The sequence below is a fragment of the Bifidobacterium italicum genome (assembly GCF_002286915.1).
Lineage (GTDB): Bacteria > Actinomycetota > Actinomycetes > Actinomycetales > Bifidobacteriaceae > Bifidobacterium > Bifidobacterium italicum.
Genome location: NZ_MVOG01000017.1, coordinates 1 through 18,829 on the forward strand (window position 1 = coordinate 1; position 18,829 = coordinate 18,829).

15 protein-coding genes and 1 other RNA gene are annotated in these 18,829 nt (G+C 66.8%); 12 read left to right on the forward strand and 4 right to left on the reverse strand.

Translation table 11 applies throughout. From position 1 onward, the window contains the following. Nucleotides 1-4: 4 nt before the first annotated feature. From B1400_RS05070 to ssrA, 5 genes are all read left to right on the forward strand, one after another. Complete coding sequence (locus B1400_RS05070) at nucleotides 5-1,096, forward strand: FtsW/RodA/SpoVE family cell cycle protein (protein WP_235607337.1); 1,092 nt, start codon at nucleotides 5-7, stop codon at nucleotides 1,094-1,096. Between the two features lie 55 nt (nucleotides 1,097-1,151). Beyond that, nucleotides 1,152-2,357, forward strand: coding sequence for an undecaprenyldiphospho-muramoylpentapeptide beta-N-acetylglucosaminyltransferase (gene murG, locus B1400_RS05075; RefSeq protein ID WP_095613390.1), 1,206 nt, complete (start codon nucleotides 1,152-1,154; stop codon nucleotides 2,355-2,357). Between the two features lie 52 nt (nucleotides 2,358-2,409). Then, nucleotides 2,410-3,999, forward strand: a complete 1,590-nt coding sequence (gene murC / locus B1400_RS05080) for a UDP-N-acetylmuramate--L-alanine ligase (protein ID WP_095613355.1) — start codon at nucleotides 2,410-2,412, stop codon at nucleotides 3,997-3,999. Next, nucleotides 3,999-5,546, forward strand: coding sequence for a cell division protein FtsQ/DivIB (locus B1400_RS05085; RefSeq protein ID WP_235607334.1), 1,548 nt, complete (start codon nucleotides 3,999-4,001; stop codon nucleotides 5,544-5,546). Before murC ends, B1400_RS05085 begins: the two co-directional genes overlap by 1 nt. A 246-nt stretch (nucleotides 5,547-5,792) precedes the next feature. Beyond that, nucleotides 5,793-6,195: a transfer-messenger RNA gene (ssrA, locus tag B1400_RS05090) on the forward strand. Nucleotides 6,196-6,199: 4 nt separating this feature from the next. Here the strand turns inward: ssrA and B1400_RS10050 are convergent. Continuing rightward, the gene (locus tag B1400_RS10050) at nucleotides 6,200-6,331 is read right to left on the reverse strand and encodes a hypothetical protein (RefSeq protein ID WP_268802261.1); all 132 of its coding nucleotides are present in this window, start codon (nucleotides 6,329-6,331) and stop codon (nucleotides 6,200-6,202) included. Nucleotides 6,332-6,669: 338 nt separating this feature from the next. Here B1400_RS10050 and B1400_RS05095 point away from each other — a divergent pair, with 338 nt between their 5' ends. From B1400_RS05095 to B1400_RS05110, 4 genes are all read left to right on the forward strand, one after another. Then, nucleotides 6,670-8,295 (forward strand): ABC transporter substrate-binding protein, encoded by a 1,626-nt coding sequence (locus B1400_RS05095; protein WP_095613356.1) that lies wholly within the window; start codon nucleotides 6,670-6,672, stop codon nucleotides 8,293-8,295. Between the two features lie 100 nt (nucleotides 8,296-8,395). After that, a complete protein-coding gene (locus B1400_RS05100; RefSeq protein WP_407641068.1) occupies nucleotides 8,396-9,511 on the forward strand; it encodes an ABC transporter permease in 1,116 nt (371 codons plus the stop codon). Nucleotides 9,512-9,513: 2 nt separating this feature from the next. After that, nucleotides 9,514-10,731: an ABC transporter permease gene (locus B1400_RS05105; RefSeq protein ID WP_095613358.1), complete on the forward strand. Its 1,218-nt coding sequence runs from the start codon at nucleotides 9,514-9,516 to the stop codon at nucleotides 10,729-10,731. Then, entirely contained in the window at nucleotides 10,728-12,494 is a 1,767-nt protein-coding gene (locus B1400_RS05110; protein ID WP_095613359.1) for a dipeptide ABC transporter ATP-binding protein, read from the forward strand. Before B1400_RS05105 ends, B1400_RS05110 begins: the two co-directional genes overlap by 4 nt. 66 nt (nucleotides 12,495-12,560) lie before the next feature. Here the strand turns inward: B1400_RS05110 and B1400_RS05115 are convergent, their stop codons facing one another. Both B1400_RS05115 and B1400_RS05120 read right to left on the reverse strand, forming a co-directional pair. Continuing rightward, on the reverse strand, nucleotides 12,561-12,992 hold the full coding sequence (locus B1400_RS05115; protein WP_095613360.1) for a PH domain-containing protein: 432 nt from the start codon (nucleotides 12,990-12,992) through the stop codon (nucleotides 12,561-12,563). Between the two features lie 144 nt (nucleotides 12,993-13,136). Further along, entirely contained in the window at nucleotides 13,137-13,565 is a 429-nt protein-coding gene (locus tag B1400_RS05120; RefSeq protein ID WP_095613361.1) for a hypothetical protein, read from the reverse strand. A 364-nt stretch (nucleotides 13,566-13,929) separates the two neighbouring features. Between B1400_RS05120 and B1400_RS05125 the strand changes: the two genes are divergently transcribed. The 3 genes from B1400_RS05125 to B1400_RS05135 all read left to right on the forward strand — a co-directional run bounded on the left by B1400_RS05125 (nucleotide 13,930) and on the right by B1400_RS05135 (nucleotide 18,437). Beyond that, the gene (locus tag B1400_RS05125; protein ID WP_095613362.1) at nucleotides 13,930-16,743 is read left to right on the forward strand and encodes a carbon-nitrogen hydrolase family protein; all 2,814 of its coding nucleotides are present in this window, start codon (nucleotides 13,930-13,932) and stop codon (nucleotides 16,741-16,743) included. A gap of 600 nt (nucleotides 16,744-17,343) precedes the next feature. Next, complete coding sequence (locus B1400_RS05130) at nucleotides 17,344-17,835, forward strand: DUF4186 domain-containing protein (protein WP_095613392.1); 492 nt, start codon at nucleotides 17,344-17,346, stop codon at nucleotides 17,833-17,835. Nucleotides 17,836-17,870: 35 nt separating this feature from the next. After that, a complete protein-coding gene (locus tag B1400_RS05135; protein ID WP_095613363.1) occupies nucleotides 17,871-18,437 on the forward strand; it encodes an HAD family hydrolase in 567 nt (188 codons plus the stop codon). Here B1400_RS05135 and B1400_RS05140 read toward each other — a convergent pair. After that, nucleotides 18,407-18,775 carry a DUF488 domain-containing protein gene (locus B1400_RS05140; RefSeq protein WP_201260195.1) on the reverse strand — a complete coding sequence of 123 codons (369 nt, stop codon included), beginning with the start codon at nucleotides 18,773-18,775 and terminating at the stop codon, nucleotides 18,407-18,409. The two genes, B1400_RS05135 and B1400_RS05140, sit on opposite strands and share 31 nt — an antisense overlap. Between the last annotated feature and the right edge of the window lie 54 nt (nucleotides 18,776-18,829).

Sequence of the window (18,829 nt, forward strand, 5' to 3'; positions counted from 1 at the left end):
CGCGTTGACGCTGTTCGGCCTCGTCATGGTGTTCTCGAGCTCGTCGGTCTCGATGGTCGCCGCCGGCGCATCGCCATGGGCGCAGCTCGTCAGCCAGATGGTCTTCGCGCTCATCGGCTTCGTGTTCATGGCCATAGGCTGGTTCCTGCCGTTGCGCGCCTACGAGCTGCCCAGAATCGTGTACGGGCTGTACGGGGTCTGCATGGTGATGCAGCTGCTCACGTTCTCGCCGCTCGGCGTCGAGGTGTACGGCAACCGCGGTTGGATCAAGCTTGGACCCATCCAGCTGCAGCCGGCCGAATCGCTCAAGCTCATGCTGTGCATCGTGCTGCCGCTCGCGCTGCAGCATGTGCAGGCCGCGCACCGCAGGGGCGGCGCCCGGCCGAACCTGAAGGACTACCGGCTGCCGCTCGCGCTGTTCGTCGCCGCCGTCGGCCTCGTCATCTGCGGCAAGGACCTCGGCACCTGCATGATCCTCGTGTTCATCGGCCTCGTCGCGTTCGCGACGAGCGACTTCCCGAAGAAATGGCTCGCCGGCGGCGGCCTCGCCGCGGTCGTGTTCATCACGGTGTTCGTCGTGACGAGCGGCAACCGCATGAGCCGCATCCTCGCGACCTACCGCGGCTGCGAGGACGGCGCGCAGACCGTGTGCTACCAGTCGACGCACGCGCGCTACGCGATCGCATCCGGCGGCATGTTCGGCGTCGGCATCGGCAACTCGCGCGAGAAATGGAACTACCTGCCGGCCGCGCACAACGATTTCATCTACGCGATCATCTGCGAGGAGCTCGGCTTCGTCGGCGGTCTGCTCGTGCTGTTGCTGTTCGTCGTCATCGGCTGGTGCATGCTCGTCGTGGCCGTGAAGACGCCGAACAGGTTCGCGTCGTCGCTCATCATGTGCATGACGATCTGGATCGTCGGCCAGGCGCTCGTCAACATCGCCGTCGTGCTCGGCCTGCTGCCGGTCATGGGACTGCCGATGCCCTTCGTCTCGGCCGGCGGCACATCGCTGATCATGTGCCTCGCGGCGGCCGGAGTGTGCATGAGCGCGATGCGCAGCCAACCGCAGATCCACGCCGAACGCGCGAAGGCCTGAGCTCGGGCGCGTCGACTACAGTGAAGGCATGAACGAAGGCAAGGACGAAGGCAAGATGAGCAGCACGAAGAGCGCGGCGACGCCGCATCGCATCATCCTCGCCGGCGGAGGCACCGCCGGCCATGTCAACCCGTTGCTGGCGGTCGCGGACGCGATCCGCCGCAGGGAGCCCGACGCGGACATCATCGCGCTCGGCACCGCCGTCGGGCTCGAGGCCGACCTCGTGCCGGCCGCCGGCTACCGCCTCGAGACGATCGAGAAGGTGCCGTTCCCGCGCCGCCCCGGCGTGTACATGGTCAAGTTCCCGGCGAAATGGCGCCGCGAGACGGCGAAGGTCAGGCAGCTCATCGGCGCGCAGGGCACGCAGGTCGTCGTCGGCTTCGGCGGCTATGCGTCGGCGCCGGCGTACGCGGCCGCGCACAAGCTCGGCGTCCCCGTCGTCATCCACGAGCAGAACGCGCGCGCCGGCATGGCGAACAAGCTCGGTGCGCGCTGGGCGCGGTTCATCGGCACCGCCTACGACGGCGCGGGCCTAGCGCCGGCCAGGGGCGGCGCCGTCGAACGCGTCGGGCTGCCGCTGCGGCCGGCGATCGCCGCACTCGCCGAACGACTGCAGCAGGACCGCGCCGGCGCCCGCGAGCGCAACGCGCGCGAACTCGGCCTCGACCCGGAGCGTCCGGTCATCGTCGTCACCGGCGGATCGCTCGGCGCCGCAAGCCTCAACCGCGCCGTCTCCGGCACCGCCGGCACGCTCGTGCGCCACGCGCAGATCGTCCATCTGACCGGCAAGGGCAAGATCGACGAGGTGCGCGACCGCGTCGTGCAGTCGGCCGGCGCGCGGGTGCTCACCGGACTCGGCGACGACGCGCAGCCGGGACGCGACTACCACGTCGCGCAGTACCTCGAACGGATCGACAAGGCCTTCGCCTGCGCCGACCTCGTCATCTGCCGCTCCGGCGCGGGCACCGTGAGCGAACTGACGGCGCTCGGACTGCCCGCCGTCTACGTGCCGCTGCCTATCGGCAACGGCGAGCAGCGTTTCAACGCGCAGCCGGTCGTCGAGGCAGGCGGCGGCCTGCTCGTCGACGACCATGACTTCACGACGACCTGGGTCGAGGAGCACATCCCGGCGTTGCTCTCCGATCCGGCGACGCTGCGCGACTACGGCGAGCGCGCATGGCGCTACGGCATACGCGACGCCGCCGACCGCATGGCGCGCCACGTCCTCGACATCGCCGACGCGCAGGGCGGCGCCGCATAACGGCGGCCGCGCGACGGACGCGCCATCGGCCCGGCACGGCATCATCAGCACAATGACAACAGGAGCGTGTTTCCCAGTGAACGAACAGACACCGCAGCCAATCGACCTCGACCCGACGATCGCGCGCTTCGCATCGGCGGAGCGGACGGCAGACCTCGGACGGACGCATTTCATCGGCATCGGCGGCGCCGGCATGAGCGTCCTCGCCGAGATGCTGCACCAGCAGGGCGTCGACGTCGACGGCTCGGACATGCAGCCGGGCGCGAAGACCGAACGTCTCGTCTCGCTCGGAATCCCGGTGAGCATCGGACAGCATGAGGGAAACGTGCGCGACGCGCAGGTCGTCGTCTACTCGAGCGCGATCAAGGCGGACAACCCGGAGATCGTCGCCGCCGCAGCGCAGGGTTCGCGGATCGTGCACCGCAGCGACATCCTCGCGCTGCTCATGCACGGACGGCGCGCCGTCACCGTCGCCGGCGCGCACGGCAAGACGACGACGAGCTCGATGCTCGCCCACATCCTGACGCACGGCGGCACCGGCGCGCTCTCCGACCCGAGTTACGCGATCGGCGGATCGATCCAGGGCCCCGACGGCGCGATGATCGACGGCGGCCACGCCGGCGCCGGCGACGTGCTCGTCGCCGAGGCCGACGAATCCGACGGCAGCTTCGCGAAGTACGCACCGCAGATCGCGATCGTCACGAACGCCGAACCCGACCACCTCGACCACTACGGGGACGCCGAGGCCTACCGCGCCGCCTTCGTCGACCACCTCGGACACGCGCGCGGCGCGATCGTCGTATGCGCCGACGACGCGAGCGCGCTCGCCGTGCTGCGCCAGCTCGACGCGGCGACGGCGGCGCATGCGATCGCCTACGGTACGACGTCGCGCGAGGACGTCGGCGAACTCAACGGCGCACGCTACGTGCACATCGCCGCCGAAACGGAGCACGCCGGCGACGGCGCCGAGAGCTTCACGCTCGACATGCCCGCGAGCGTCGCCGAAGGACGGATGGACGCCTCCGGGGACGACGAGGGCGTCGTGCATGTGCCGGTGACGCTCGCCGTGCCCGGGCTGCACAACGCGAGGAACGCGACGGCCGCGATCGTCGCCGCGACATTGCTCGGCATGGATCCGCATCAGGCCGCCGAGGCCGTCCCGACCTTCCTCGGCGCCGCGCGCAGGTTCCAGATCCGCGCGCAGGTGAACGGCGTGACCGTCGTCGACGACTACGCGCACCATCCGACCGAGATCGCCGCGCTGCTCGACGCGGCGCGCCGTCGCTACCCGGACGCGACGATCCATGTGCTCTTCCAGCCGCATCTGTTCTCGCGCACGAAGTTCTTCGCGAAGGAGTTCGCCGACGCGCTCGGATCGGCGGACGACGTCATCGTCACCGGCGTGTTCCCGGCGCGCGAACGGCAGCAGGACTTCCCGGACGTGGGCGCTGCGACGATCGCCGACATGGCCGGCGCGGACGCGCCGATCGACGTCGAGGAGCGCATGGAGACGGCGGCGCAGATGATCGCGATGCGCGCGAAGCCCGGCGACGTGGTCTTCACGGTCGGCGCCGGCGACATCACGAAGATGGTGCCGGTCATCGCGCATGTGCTCGAGGCGCACGCCGGCAAGGACGACTGATGGCCGGGCGCAGCGTCAGATCATCGTCGGGCGGCTCGCATGACGGCTCCCGCGACGGCAAGGACGACGGCACGCGACGGATGACGTCCGGCGCGGCCGGCGCCGAAGCTCCTGCGCCGCGCGGAGGTCGTGGACGGACCGTCTCGTCGGGGGCGAACGGCGCGCATGACGGCGCGACGCCTGATGGCGTACGCGACGGTGCCCATGGCGGCCGGCGCGCACGGACGGTCTCGTCGCACCGCGACGGGATGACCGATGCAGCGCAAGGCGCGCGTGTCCGCAGGGCGGCGTCCGATCCGGCGTCGACGCGCGGCGGCGATGCGACACGGTCCAAGGAGCCGAAATCGGCGGCGGCCGCGGGACGACGGCGCGCCAAAGCGGCGTCGTCGCCGATGACGGGGGAGCATCGCTTCCCGCTCGAGACGTCGTCGCGGCCGCGTGTCGCCTCGAACACGGGCGCGCGGCATGACGGCGCGCGCACCGTGTCGTCGGGGAGGTCGCCGGCGCCGTCATCGGTGTCGTCGGGGAAGGACGCGGTCGCGCCGCGCGCGGTCGCGAAGACGCCGGCGAATCGGGAAGGCGGCGGCCGGTCGTTCGCCGCGCGGATGCGCGGCCTGCTGCCGAAACGCGGCAGGAAGGACGCGCAGGTGCGCCGCACGCGCATCGTCGACGAGCCGGTCAGCAGAAGCGAGCCGGGATCCTTCGTCGACGCCAACAATATGCGCAGCGAGGACATCGTCGCGAAGACGCTCAGTCAGACCGCCGGCACCGTCGGCGTCGCGACGCGCCCGAAGGTCGTCGATTTCACGAAACGGCAGAAGGAGCGCCGTCGCGCGAACGTGAGGCAGACGGTGACGCGCGTCGCGGCCGCCGTCGGCGCGATCGCCGTCGTCGCGGCCATCGTCTGGCTGCTGTTCTTCTCGCCGGTGCTGCGGCTTGATCCGGGCAGGATCGCCGTGTCCGGCGCGAACCAGTGGGTGAGCGACCGGCAGATCATGACGATCGCGCGCGGGCAGGCCGGCAAGTCGCTGCTGCTCGTCTCGGACGGGGTCGTCGAGGAACAGCTGTCGCAGATCCCCGGCGTCTCGTCGGCGCGGGCGACGAAGCGGTTCCCGAACGGGCTCGACGTGCACGTCGAGGCGCAGCGTCCCGCGGCGATGCTGCGCGTCAAAGGCGGCGACACGCTCACGGCCGTCGACAACAAGGCGCGCGTGCTCAACGCCGTCGACGCGAAGTCGGCGAAGGGCATCCCCGTCATCGACGTGACCTCGGTCGATGGCGCCGTCAGCAGCCGTGCGCTGCGGTCGGCCGTCGTCATCCTTGATGCGTTCCCCGAAGGGTGGCGCAAGGACGTCACCGCCGTGAGCGCGCCGACGCAGGACTCGATCACGACGACCTTCGCGAACGGCATCACCGTCGTCTGGGGCGACGATACCGACCTCAAGCTCAAGATGGCGATCGCCGACAAAATCATGAACGACCCGAAGGTGATCGGCGACAAGAAGCAGATCAACGTCTCCGCGCCGAAGAGGCCGATCATCAAGTGACCGGACGGCCCTTCCGGCGCCGGCCCCGCGCACCGCGCACGCCGCGGTGCGCGAGGCCGCGCGGTATCGGGCAGCGGGTACGCGCATCACAGCGGATGTGTACGGTCGACGGGGCGGGCTCGCGAGCGCGGACGAACTGCGCCGACGGCGTCGTCAGGCTTGCCGATTCGGGGAGGCCGTGTTATATTGAGAAGTCCGGTTTGATGAGACCGCGAGGTTTCATCGCCGGAGCTTGATAATTCAAGAGGGGCCGATTTGGTTTCGACGGTGATCTGTTCGCTTCGGAGAAGCGTGCCGAGAATGCAGAGTCCGCTCGTGATGTGCTCTGCGATTTAAATTAAGTGCTAAATCTAACCGCACTGAGTTCGCTCTCGCTGCCTGATTTTCAACGTAATCAGATCTAATCCAGCGAGCGTGGCTCCGTCCGCTCTCCCGGGTCTTCGGGGAGAGGTCGGGCGTCGTTAGAGGACTTGCCTACGTCACTGAACCGCAGGGTGACGTAGGGACTTTGACTGTGGCTAGGCCCGCCATCAGTCGTCTGCGACAATGATGGGGGCCGAAAAAACACCCCAGTGGTCAGCAGACTACGCACGTAGAAGTACGAGGGTACGGTCACCGGACCGGGGTTCAATTCCCCGCGGCTCCACCAGCATCTAGCGCCGTCCAGTCATGGGCGGCGCTTTTTCGTTGCGATTCCAACGATTCCAGCCCATTTTATGCGCTGCCACGCCCGCCGCCTCAAATGCGTATTCGGGCGTTTCACGGACGTTTTTCGGCGTTTTCATAGGACGATCCATAGGACGACGACGCGCGGGGACCGAACATCGTCCGGCGATGGTCGCGCATCGCGGATCGTCATCGCGGATCGTCATCGCGGATCGTCATCGCGCATGGGGCGCGATAGACGCCATGCGGACGGCGTGGGGGAGCGGTCTCAGCATGTGACCCTGTTCGCGTGAGCGTTCGATCGTTGGAATCGCAACGGTTTTAAGACCGGTCGGCCTATGTCTGCGGCGGCCGGATGTTGGTACGAAACGTGTAGGTAATGCATGGAACTGACAATGTGCTGTGAACGACGCCCCCGAAGAGAGTAGGGGCGTAGCCCACAGAGAGAAGGTTCACAGTGAACGCAAAGAAGATCATCGCCGCCGCGGCCGCGGCGGCGGCGCTCGCATCGGTCAGCGCATGCGGGGGCGTGAAGGAAGGGGTGGCGGACGCCGCCGACGAGAACACGGTGCTGGTGGGCACCACCGACAAGGTGACGTCGCTCGATCCCGCCGGTTCGTACGACAACGGCTCCTACGCGGTGCAGATCCAGGTGTTCCCGTTCCTGTACGCGCAGGACTACAACACGTCGGAGCTGTCCCCGGACATCGCCACGGACGACGGCACCTGGAGCGACGACGGCAAGCAGTTCACCGTCAAGATCAAGGAAGGCCTCAAGTTCGCGAACGGCCACACGCTCGACTCGAAGGACGTGAAGTTCTCCTACGACCGCATCAACACGATCAACGATCCGAACGGACCGAGCTCGCTGCTCGCCAACATCGACTCCATCGAGACGCCGGATGAGACTACCGTCGTCTTCAACTCGAGGGTGCCCTTCGACGTCACGCTCAAGCAGGTCATGAGCTCCCCGGCGGGCCCGATCGTCGACGATGAGGTGTTCGACGCGGACAAGGTCACCGACGCGGACACGATCGTCAACGGCAAGGCCTTCGCCGGCCCGTACCAGATCGACTCGTTCAAGCTCAACGAGGCCGTCAGCTATTCGAAGAACGCGAACTACCAGGGTCTGACGCCGGTGAAGAACTCCGGCGTGCAGGTGAAGTACTTCGCCGACGCCTCGAACCTCAAGATGGCCGTCGAGCAGGGACAGGTCGATGTCGCGTACCGTTCGCTGTCGCCGACCGACATCGAGGACCTCGGCAAGAACAGCAAGGTGAAGGTCGTCAAGGGCCCGGGCGGCGAAGTGCGCATGCTCGCCTTCAACTTCAAGCTGCAGCCCTACGGCGAATCGCAGAAGGACGCCGACGCCGCCAAGGCGAAGGCCGTGCGTCAGGCGGTCGCGAGCCTCATCGACCGCGACGAGCTCTCCGAGAAGGTGTACAAGGGCACGTACACGCCGCTGTACTCGTTCATCCCGGACGGACTCGCAGGCCATGAGGACACGCTCAAGGCCTACACGAAGGACGGCAAGCCGGATGCGGCCAAGGCCAAGAAGACGCTCGAGGACGCCGGCGTGAGCACTCCGGTCGACCTCAAGCTCCAGTACAACGGCGACCACTACGGTTCGAGCTCCGCCGACGAATACGCGGCGATCAAGAGCCAGCTCGAATCCGACGGCCTGTTCAAGGTGGACCTGCAGCAGACCGAATGGACGCAGTACAACAAGGAACGCGTCGTCACCGACGATTCCGACGGCAGCTACCCGGTCTACCAGCTCGGCTGGTTCCCGGACTACTCGGATCCGGACAACTACCTGTCCCCGTTCTTCCGCGACGGCAACTTCGTGAACAACGGCTACGCCAACAAGGCGGTCAACGACGCCATCGTGGCGCAGGCCGGCGAAAAGGACGAGGCCAAGCGCGAGCAGATGCTCAAGGACATCCAGAAGACCGAGACGGACGACCTCTCGACGCTGCCGATGCTGCAGGGCAACCAGGTGGCCGTCACCGGCGACAACATCTCCGGCGTCGTGCTCGACCCGTCGTTCCGCTTCCGCTACGCCTCGGTCGTGAAGAGCTGAGGCAACGCGCCGCCGTCAAGCTGATGCGTCCTTGCAAGGACGCATCAGCTTGACCGTTTGCGTTCCCGCACGGCCCGGGCCGTGCATTCCCGTAATTCATATGTCCCAAGGAGATCCGGTGTCCCAGGCAACAGCATCGCCGGCCGATCGCGCACCATCGAAGCCGACCGCCAACGCGCACAAGAACAGGCTTTCCGCAGGATTCTTCCGTTTCATTCTCGGACGCTTCCTGCTCATCATCCCCACCGTATTCATTCTCGTCACGATCGTCTTCTTCGTCATGCGCGCGACCGGCGACCCGATCTCGGCCGCCATGGGCGGACGTCTCACGCCCGAGGAACTGCAGCGCCGCATCCACGAGGCCGGCTACGACCGTCCCCTGCTCGTGCAGTACTTCGATTACCTCGGAGGCCTGCTGCACGGCGACCTCGGCCGCACGCTCACCGACAACCAGCCGGCCGTCTCGGTGCTGACACGCTACGGCGCCGCCACGCTCGAGCTCGCGCTGCTCTCGCTCGTCGTCGCGCTGCTCGTCGGCATCGGCTTCGGCCGCATCGCCGCCCGGCACCGCGACCGCGCACAGGACGCAGGCATCCGCCTGTTCGCGATCCTGTGCTATGCGACGCCGGTGTTCTTCCTCGGCCTCGTGCTCAAGCTCGTGTTCTCCGTCGGCCTCGGCATCCTGCCGAGCTCGGGCCGTTCGTCGCTGCAGTCGGAGATGCAGTTCTCCCGACTCGTCTCGCCCACCGGCCTGTACATCGTCGACGCGCTGCAGCTCGGCGACATGAAGGTGCTCGGCGACGTCCTTCGGCATGCGGTGCTGCCGGCGCTCGCGCTTGGCCTGCTGACCGCGGGCGTCTTCATCCGCCTTGTGCGCACGAACGTCATCTCCACCTTCAACGCCGGCTACATCGATGCGGCCCGCTCCCGCGGAGTCAGCGAGAAGCGGCTGATGTCCAAGCACGCGTGGCGTCCGGCGCTCATCCCGATCATCACGGTCATGGGCATGCAGATCGCGCTGCTGCTCGCCGGCGCCGTGCTCACCGAGACGACCTTCGAATGGAAGGGATTGGGCTTCATGCTCTCCAACTATCTCAAGGCGCGCGATTTCGTCGCGGTGCAGGGCATCGTCATCCTGATCGCGATCATCGTCTCCGTCGTCAATTTCATCGTCGATGTGATCAGCGCATTGATCGATCCGCGAGTGAGGTACTGAACATGAGCGAAAGCACGGAACTGAAAGTCGGCGTGCCGGGGGACACGCGCCTGGAGAAACTCAACGTCGAACCCCCGAAATCCTGGTTATCGAGACTGCCGGTCGTGCGCGACCTGAAGATCGCCGTCGGCTGGCAGAAGGGCATGCTCGTCACCGGCCTCGTCCTGACAGCCTTCTTCCTGATCGTGGCCGTGTTCGCTCCGTGGATCGCACCGTACGGATACGCGCAGATCAAGGGTGCCGATGGCGTCGCCTTCCCGACGCAGGCGCCCCCGTCGAAGGCACATATCTGGGGCACGACGGTCGGCGGTTTCGATGTGTTCAGCCGTACCGTCTGGGGTGCGCGCACCGCGGTCATCGCCATCGTCGTGGCGGTGCTGCTGTCGATCTTCGCCGGCGTGTTCCTGGGCCTCGTCTCGGGTTATTTCGGCGGCTGGGTTGATCGCGTGTTCGTCGTCATCGCCGACGCCGTCTATTCGTTCCCGTCGCTGCTGCTGGCCATCCTGATGGCGATCATGATCTCCGGCGGCCAGTCGAGCCTGTGGGGAGGCATCCTCGCGTCCGGCATATCGATCACCGTCGTCTACATCCCGCAGTACTTCCGCACGATCCGCGCCGAGGTCATCCGCATCAAGGATTGTGCCTACGTCGAATCGGCGAAGGTCGTCGGCGCCTCCACCTGGCGCATCATGGGCAGGCATCTGCTCAGGAACTCGACACGCACGCTGCCGGTCATCCTCACGCTGAACTCGTCGGAGGCGATCCTCACGCTCGCCGGCCTGGGCTTCCTCGGGTTCGGCATCGAACCGACCGCCGCGGCCGAATGGGGCTACGACCTCAACCGTTCGGTGGCCGACGTCACGTCCGGCATCTGGTGGACGGCCGTGTTCCCGGGCCTGGCGATCGTGCTCATCGTGCTCGGCATCACGCTCATCGGCGAATCGCTCAACGATCTGGCCGATCCGCGCCTGCGCGCACGCAAGTCAGCGGGCGAGGTGATCGGCTCGATCGAGGACACGTCGGTGGATTCCCCGAACCCGGACGAATCGCTCGCCGCCGTGGCCGAGGAGCAGGCGTTGGAGGCCGCCGAGACCGATCCGACCGAACGCGGCGGCGACACGCGCACTGTCGCCGACGAATACATGGTGACGCAGGACCCGGAGATCGCCGTGGTCGTACGGGACGTGCCCGATGAATCCGAGGGAGTGATCAAACGATGAGCGAACATGGCGGACGGAACGCACAGTCCACGCAATCAACGCAGTCCACGCAATCAACGCAGGCAGGGGACGCTCTCGTCGACGTCAAGGACCTGAGCGTGTCGTTCATGACGGACGCGGGTCCCATCAAGGCGATCGACGGCGTAGACTTCGTCATCCCGCGCAAAACCGTCGTCGGCGTCGTCGGCGAGTCGGGATCGGGAAAATCGGTGACGGCGCGCTCGATCATCCGGCTGCTGCCCGAGACGGCGACGACCGGCGGCGCGATCTATCTGCGCGCGGATGACGACGGCGACGGCGTCGACGTGCTCACGATGAGCGTCCGCGACCTGCAGCGGATGCGCGGCGATGCCGCGGCGATGGTGTTCCAGGAGCCCAACTCGGTGCTCAACCCGGTCTACACGATCGGATGGCAGATCGAGGAGGGCCTGCGCGCCCACGGTCTCACCGACAAGAAGCAGTTGCGCGCGAAGTCGATCGAGATCCTCGACAAGGTCGGCATCCCGGACGCCGCGACGCGCGTCGACTACTATCCGCACCAGTTCTCCGGCGGACAGAAGCAGCGCATCGTCATCGCGATGGCGCTCGTGCTCAACCCGGGCCTCATCCTCGCCGACGAGCCGACGACGGCGCTCGACGTGACGGTGCAGGCCGAGATCCTCGACCTGCTGCGTCTGGCGCGGGACGAGTTCGGTGCGTCGGTGCTCATCATCACGCACAACATGGGCGTCGTCGCCGACATCGCCGATCAGGTCGTCGTCATGTACCGCGGTCACGTCGTCGAACAGGGCAGCGTCGACCAGATCTTCTACGACCCGCAGGCGGACTACACGAAACGCCTGCTCGCGGCGGTGCCGCGCATCGGGCAGCGGCTCGTCGTGCGCGACGCGGCCGGCGACGTCATCGAGCGCAAGGTCGATTGGCGCGCCGAGCCGGTCGTCGTGAAGGCCGAGCACATGGACATCACCTATCCGGGCCGGTTCATGCAGCCCGATTTCAAGGCCGTGGATGATGTGAGCTTCGAGATCCACCGCAGCGAGGTGCTCGGCCTCGTGGGCGAGTCCGGTTCCGGCAAATCGACGACCGGCCGCGCCATCGCGGGCCTGCAACGCATCTCCGGAGGTTCGCTCGACGTGCTCGGCATGGAGATGAAAGGGTTCAAGGAGCGCCGGTTCAAGCCGTTGCGCGAGCAGATCGGCTTCGTCTTCCAGGATCCGGGCAGTTCCTTCGACCCGTTGATGACGATTCTCGAGAACGTGGCCGAGCCGCTCATCGTGCATGGGCGCTACCGGACCGCGGCCCAGGCGAGGCAGTACGTCGGCGAGCTGCTCGAGATGGTGCAGCTGCCGCGCACCTACATGAACCGATTCCCGCACGAGCTCTCCGGCGGCCAGCGCCAGCGTGCGTCGCTTGCGCGTGCGCTGGCGCTCAAGCCGAGTCTGCTCATCGCCGACGAGCCCACTTCCGCGCTCGACGTGTCGGTGCAGGCGAAGGTGCTTGAGCTGTTCAAGACGCTGCAAGCGGAGATCGGCTTCGCATGCCTGTTCATCACCCATGACCTCGCCGTCGTCGACATGCTCGCCGACCGCATCATGGTCATGCACAAGGGACGCATCGTCGAACACGGTGACTCCTCGCAGATCATGCGACACCCGTCCGACCCGTACACGAAGAAGCTGCTGGCGTCGCTTCCGGTGCCCGATCCGCGTGAACAGGCCGCGCACCGCGAGGAGCTGCACGAACTGCTCGCCAAGGAGGCGTGAGCCGCGTCGCGCGGCATGGACGGCGGACCCGAGGGGACCCGTCCATGCCGCGCGACGCGGCCTCCTTCACTTCGCGTTGATGCGCTGCCGGTTCGCCATCGCCAGTTCGCCCAGATAGCGGTAGATCGGTGCGACGTCGAACTTGCGCGGGAACTCGAGCGTGATTTCGTCGAGTGTTTCCGCGCCGGTCTTGCGCTGATAGACGTCCTTGAGATATGTGATGTTGATTTCGCTGTCGTCGGCGATCGCACCGGCGGTCTCCACCTCGACGTCGACGATCGCGTCGAGATGGATCGTCCGGTACCGCGCCTTCGCGCCGGTCGCACCCTGCTTGTCGATGAAGATGATGCGCATGTTCGTGAACACGACGGCGTCACGGATCAGCTGATACCCGTTCGTGATCTGCTCGCCGTTGAACAGGAACGGCCCGTACTGCTGCATGAGCTGGTCGTTGCTGACCTGCTGCAGGTTGCCGGCGAATGCGTTGAATAATCCCATGGTCACCTCGATGATGGTCGGTCGGTCGGTGGTCCGCGACGGCGCCGACGCGGGGGGCGTCTGCGCGTCCGTCGGTCGGTAAGGAGGGGAACGTGGCGTCCTCATGTCCGCGGACGCCGCATGGCACGCCCCCGTCGCGGCGGCTCAGAGCCGGTAGCCGTTCGTCTCGTAGTACTGCGGCGAATAGCCGAAGGTCGCGTAGAGCAGCCCGGGCAGCGTGACGGCGGCCGCGCGCTGCACGGCCTCGTCCTTGACGTCGCCGCCGTCGGAGCCGACGACGTCCCAGCGGAAGACGCTCGTGGCGCTCGCGTAGCGTGTGCGCATATACGCCTTGAGCCAAGGCTTCGAGACGAACATGACGAGGTAGGGGACCTCGCGCTCGAGCAGCGTCTGCACATCGGCGTCGGGCATCTCGTCGCCCTTCTGCGTGAAGACGATCGTGCCTCCGCCGTCATATGCCCTGATCGAGACGTTGAGCTTGACGAGGTCCCATGCGCGTGCGCCCGCGTACGCCAGCGACGTCAGACAGTCGTCCTTCTTGAATGCGTCGAGCATATCCGTCAGTTGCGTCATATCGATCCTTCCTCGCTGCCGCTGCGCGCCGGGAGCGCGTCTGCGCTCAACGATACACCGTTTCCGCGCCGCGCCATGTCCTGCCGCGCGGCCGTGCACGATACCATCACCGATGTTTCCGAACGATGTGCGCCCGCAAATGGTCGGCACATGTCGAAATCGTTTCGTAATCGCGGGGGAGCGAGCCGGAAACCCGACGTTCGGCTGTGCGAAACCCGGCGTTCCTAGCGTGGTTGCTTGTCCGCAGCTCACCCATGGCCGTTTCCGGCACGTCGTAGATGGGATTCGTTGAGTGAAGTCGTTTCGGTGCGGACGAGAAGAGAGAGGCAACCATATGCTCGTGCATGGCAGGTCCCTTATTCCAATGCATTCCGGCGACGGCGCCCGTCGCGCGCCGATATGGCGCCGTCTGACGGCGGGCGTCGGCGCGCTGGCGATGTGCGCGTCGCTCGGCGCGTTCGGCGCCCACACCGCGTTCGCCGACACCGTCTACAGCGCGGCCGTGGCCACGGCGCCGGGCGTCGTGACGAACGGCGTCATCCCGGCCGGCGCGCTGAGCGTCGTCAACTTCCACCCGGTGTGGGGGGACAAGGAGGCGAACAAGGCGAGCATGCTCAAGTACATCGACGAGGCGCACGCCGCCGGCGTCAGGATGATCGTGTTCCCGGAGATGGCGCTCACCGGCTACGTCTCGTCGAGCGATCCCGACTCCGCCGCATACAGGATGGCCGTGTCCCAGGCCGAGACGATCTCCAGCCCGATCACCCGCGAGCTCGCCGACAAGGCGGCCGCATACGGCATGTGGGTCGTCTTCGGCACCTCGGAGCGCATCCCGGGGGACTCCGACCATGCGTACAATTCCGCGTTCGCCGCGTCCCCGGACGGCAAGGTCGTCAGCTATCAGAAGATCGCCCCGGTGGAAGGCTCGTGGGCGACGCCCGGCACGACGCCGGTGCTGCTGCAGACCGAATGGGGCCTCGCCGGCCTGAGCATCTGCTACGACACCTATGCGAATCCGGAGATCGAACGCTACTACGCCGCGCAGGGCGCGGGCATCCTCATCAATCCGACCGCGACCTCCCGCAGCTACCGCGACATCGACGGCGATGGCGTCAAGGACGGCAAGGGATGGGAATGGTACTACCGCAACCGTCTCGAATCGATCGCGTCGCGCGACGGCCTCGTCATCGCCTCCGCCGATCTCGTCGGCGCCGACGGCTGCTCGGACGGCGACGGCAAGCAGCCCTACGATTTCCCGGGCGGCAGCGTCATCGTGCGCGGTTCCGCCGACTACTCCGCCGGCCAGAACGCCGAGGGCGCGCTCATCGTCGGCATGGAAGGCGCATTGGCGAACGCGAAGGACCTGCGGGTGAGCTACCCGTCGACGACGCGCGTCGCCAACGATTTCCATCCCGACTACTACGCCAGGTGGTACGCCGAACTCGCGGACAGGCAGGAATCGGGCACGTCGCTGAGCAACTACTACGGTTCCGCGGACGGTCCGCGCGTCGCCGTCGCCAACGTCGCCGGCGTATGGGCGGACAAGCAGGCGAACGTCGACATGATGGTCCGATACGCCGAACAGGCCGCGGCCGACGACGTCGACCTGCTCGTGTTCCCGGAGACCGTGCTCACCGGCTACGACAGCACCGATCCGAAGGGCGACGCGGACGCGCACAGCGTGAACGCCGACGTCAACCGTGCGCTGGCGGCGAGCGACGACTACATGCAGGTGCTGCTCGCCGAAAAGGTCAAGGGCGCCGACGGCGACGACACGCGCGGCGCGTCGGTCAGGACGATGGCGGACACGGCGAAGCGGCTCGGCATGTACATCGTGTTCGGACTGCCGGAAATGCCCGACGGCGGCCCGATCGTCGACGCCGACGGCGTCAAGAAGGTCTACAATTCGGCCGCCGTCGCGTTCCCCGACGGCCACACCGAATCGTTCCAGAAGATGCACCGCGCCGGACAGGAGGAGAAGGTCTGGTCGGTGCCGGGCGACACGCCGCTCATTTTCGAGATGCCGGAATTCACCGGCTCCGACGGCGGTGCGCTCAAGGCAGGCGTCAACATCTGCCGCGACGGCCACTTCTATCCCGAACTCGGCCGTTACTATGCGGCGAGCGGCGCCGAACTGCTCATCCACCCGACCGCCACGACCGGCAACCCCTGGTACCGCGAATCGCGCATCGGCAGCTACACCGACCGCGACGGCCTCGCCGCCGTCACCGCGAACCTGTGGGGACAGGACGGCTATCCGCTCGATGAGGACGGCAAGCCGATCTATTCGGTGGACGAGAACGGCGACACGGTCAGCTCCGGCAACGAGATCAAGGGATACAACTACATGGGCGTCGGACGTGACGCGTTCCGTTCGACGAGCCTGATCATCACCGCATGGAACGGCAAGGACGGCACGCCGTTCGACTACGCGACCGGTTCGGCGCTCGACACCTCCGGCACCGGCGGCGGCGCGACTCCGCAGATCACGAAGGACTGGGCGTTCGGCGAAGGCCTCTACGATCCCGATAACCTCGAAACGCGCACGATGAACCTCAAGAGCGCCGGCTTCCGCATCACGAACTTCCAGGCGAGGCTGTATTCGAAGATGTACGACGCTCTCGCGGCGCGCACGATCGACGGTTACACGCCGATGTATGCGAGCGGTGGCGCGCTCGATGTCAGCACGCTCGCCGAACCGATCGCGAAGGCCCGGCAGGTCGTGGACGCAGCCGACGGGGCAAACCCCTCCTACACCGAGGCATCGGTGGCCGCGCTCGCCGACGCATTGCTCACGGCGCAGGCGCTCGCGGACAACACGACGTTCAGCGCCGAACAGCAGCCGCTCGTGACGGCGGCGAAGGACGCGCTCGACGCGGCCTACGCCGGGCTGACACCGGTGCCTGCGCAGCCGGAACCGGGCGACGAGCCGACAGACGGCACGGATGACGCTCCCGGCAACGATACGGGCGGCAACGGTGGCGCGGCGACATCTGACGAGCCGCTCTCGTCCGATAAGCCCGGCGCCGGCGGTGCGGCCGCAGGCGATGCCGGCATGATGCAGACGCCGTTGTCCACCACCGGTTCATCGGTCATGGCCGTCGTGGCGCTCGCGCTCGCCGTCTCCGGCGCCGGCGTGACGCTGCTGGTGGTCCGGCGTCGTGCGGATCGATGCTGAACGGCGTCCCGATGGCATGAGGGGCGGATGACGCGCTCGCGCATAACGACAGGGCCGGTTCACGGGACGGTGTTCCTGAAGAACCGGCCCTTGTCGTCCGTGTGCGCGTCATCGGCATATTCGGGAAGAATCAGGGGCATATCTGCGATTTTGGGGTGGACGTCCTTGGAGAGTACCCGATGATCCGTGAGGTTCTTATCGGTTTTGTGTGAAAACCGCACATAGTGGAGTCTTCAGTGATGGGGGGCTTGGGGGAGACCAACCCCAAAATCGCAGATACGGTCTCAAGGCGGCTGTGCATCCGGGGCGGATAGTTTCGGAGCCGTTGGCAATCGGTCGCAAGGTGCGGCGATGGGCGCTCTCCGGAATTGGGCGGAATGCCAATCGCGGTGACGAATGCGCTGATCCGGGAAAGCGGAACCGGCGCGTCCCTGACTGCAACGGTTACCTCCAGCCGGCAGATGGAGCCGGCCGTCGCCGACGCAAACATCCACTATCTCGTCGACTGACCGCCGCTCCGTCCCATTCCCGTGAAGATTCGCCGCCAACGGTTGCCTGCCGCGGTGAAACGACTACGCTTGGGGACCTATGGGACATGACATGCCGGTTGAGGGGACGACGCCCGAACCCGTCGAGGAGCCGCAATGGGTCGCATGGACGTTGCAACGGCTGTCCGGCTCGCCGTTCCGCGCGAAGTTCCGGCTGACCGACGCCGACCGCGCCTATGCACGCGCGAAGGGAAGAGCGATGATCGACCGCCACGCCCATGAGATGCTGCGCGCCCGCGTCGGCGCCGCACTTCCGATCAAGGACGGCAAGCAGACGCCGTGGAAAGGCCATCCGGTGTTCACGGCGCAGCATGCAACGGCCACCTGCTGCCGCGGCTGCATCATGCGTTGGCACCACATCCCCAAGGGCCGCGCGCTCACCGACACGGAGGTGAACCGTCTCGCAGCGCTCGTCATGGAGTGGATCGACCGCGATCTGCGCGACCATCCGACGCAACCGGGACCGCCGGTCGAGGTCGTGAAGAGCGCCGCGCCGTCGCAACCGAAGGCGGCGCCGACCGCGACGATGGAGCCGTTGTTCTGATTCGTGCCCGCCGTGCCGCTGCTACGATGGCGGTTGTGTCCAATGAATCCTTCGAATCCCAGCGCAGTGGACCGTCGGTCACCGCCGTCGTCCTCGACTATTTCGGCGCGCTCGTCGACTGGCGTCCCGAGCGCATCGTCGGCATGTTCTATCCGGCCGGCGTGACCGCGATGTTCTTCGACGCCGACGACCCGCACGGCTACGACCACTATCGCCGCCGTGCCATCGAAGGCTGGGACGACGAGCGGATCATCGATGACTATTCCCGTGAGCATGGCCCCGCCGTCGGCTGGATCATGCGGCTGCTGCTCGAGAACCGCACGCTGGGCTTCTACGACATGCCCGAGGGCGTCCCGACGCGGCTTCGTGAACTGCACCGCGCCGGCGTCCGCCTGTACGGCTTCGCGAACTGCTCGAGCCGCGCCGTCGCCCTCATGCATGCGAAATACTCTTGGCTGGGCCTGCTCGACGGCACGATCGACGGCCGTCTGACGCCCGAGGAAGCCATCGCCGCCTACAACCTCGACCCCGCCTCCACGACATTCGTCACGACCGACCCCGATCGTGCCCGCTACTCCGCGGCCATGCGCTCCTCGAGGTAGTCGCGCAGCAGGCGGGCATGGTTGACGTCGGGGTCACGTGCGCCGTAGACGAGCGTGACCTTCGGATGGTCGCGGATGATGCGCTCGAGCTCCTCGACCGCCGGGTTCGCGTCGAGTTCACGCCGGTAGCTTTCGGCGAATTCGAGAATGCGGTTCGGATCGTGGCCCCACGCCTTGCGCAGTTCGGTGCTCGGCGCGATCTGCTTCATCCACAGGTCGAGGTGTTCGCGTTCCTTGGACATGCCGCGCGGCCACAGCCGGTCCACGAGGATCCGGTAGCCGTCGCCCTCATCCGCCGGCGCATAGGCGCGCTTGATCGTCAACTCAGTCATACCCATTCAGTCTAGGATCCTCATCCGGCCATGCAACCGATGTTCGCGCGCCACGCAACG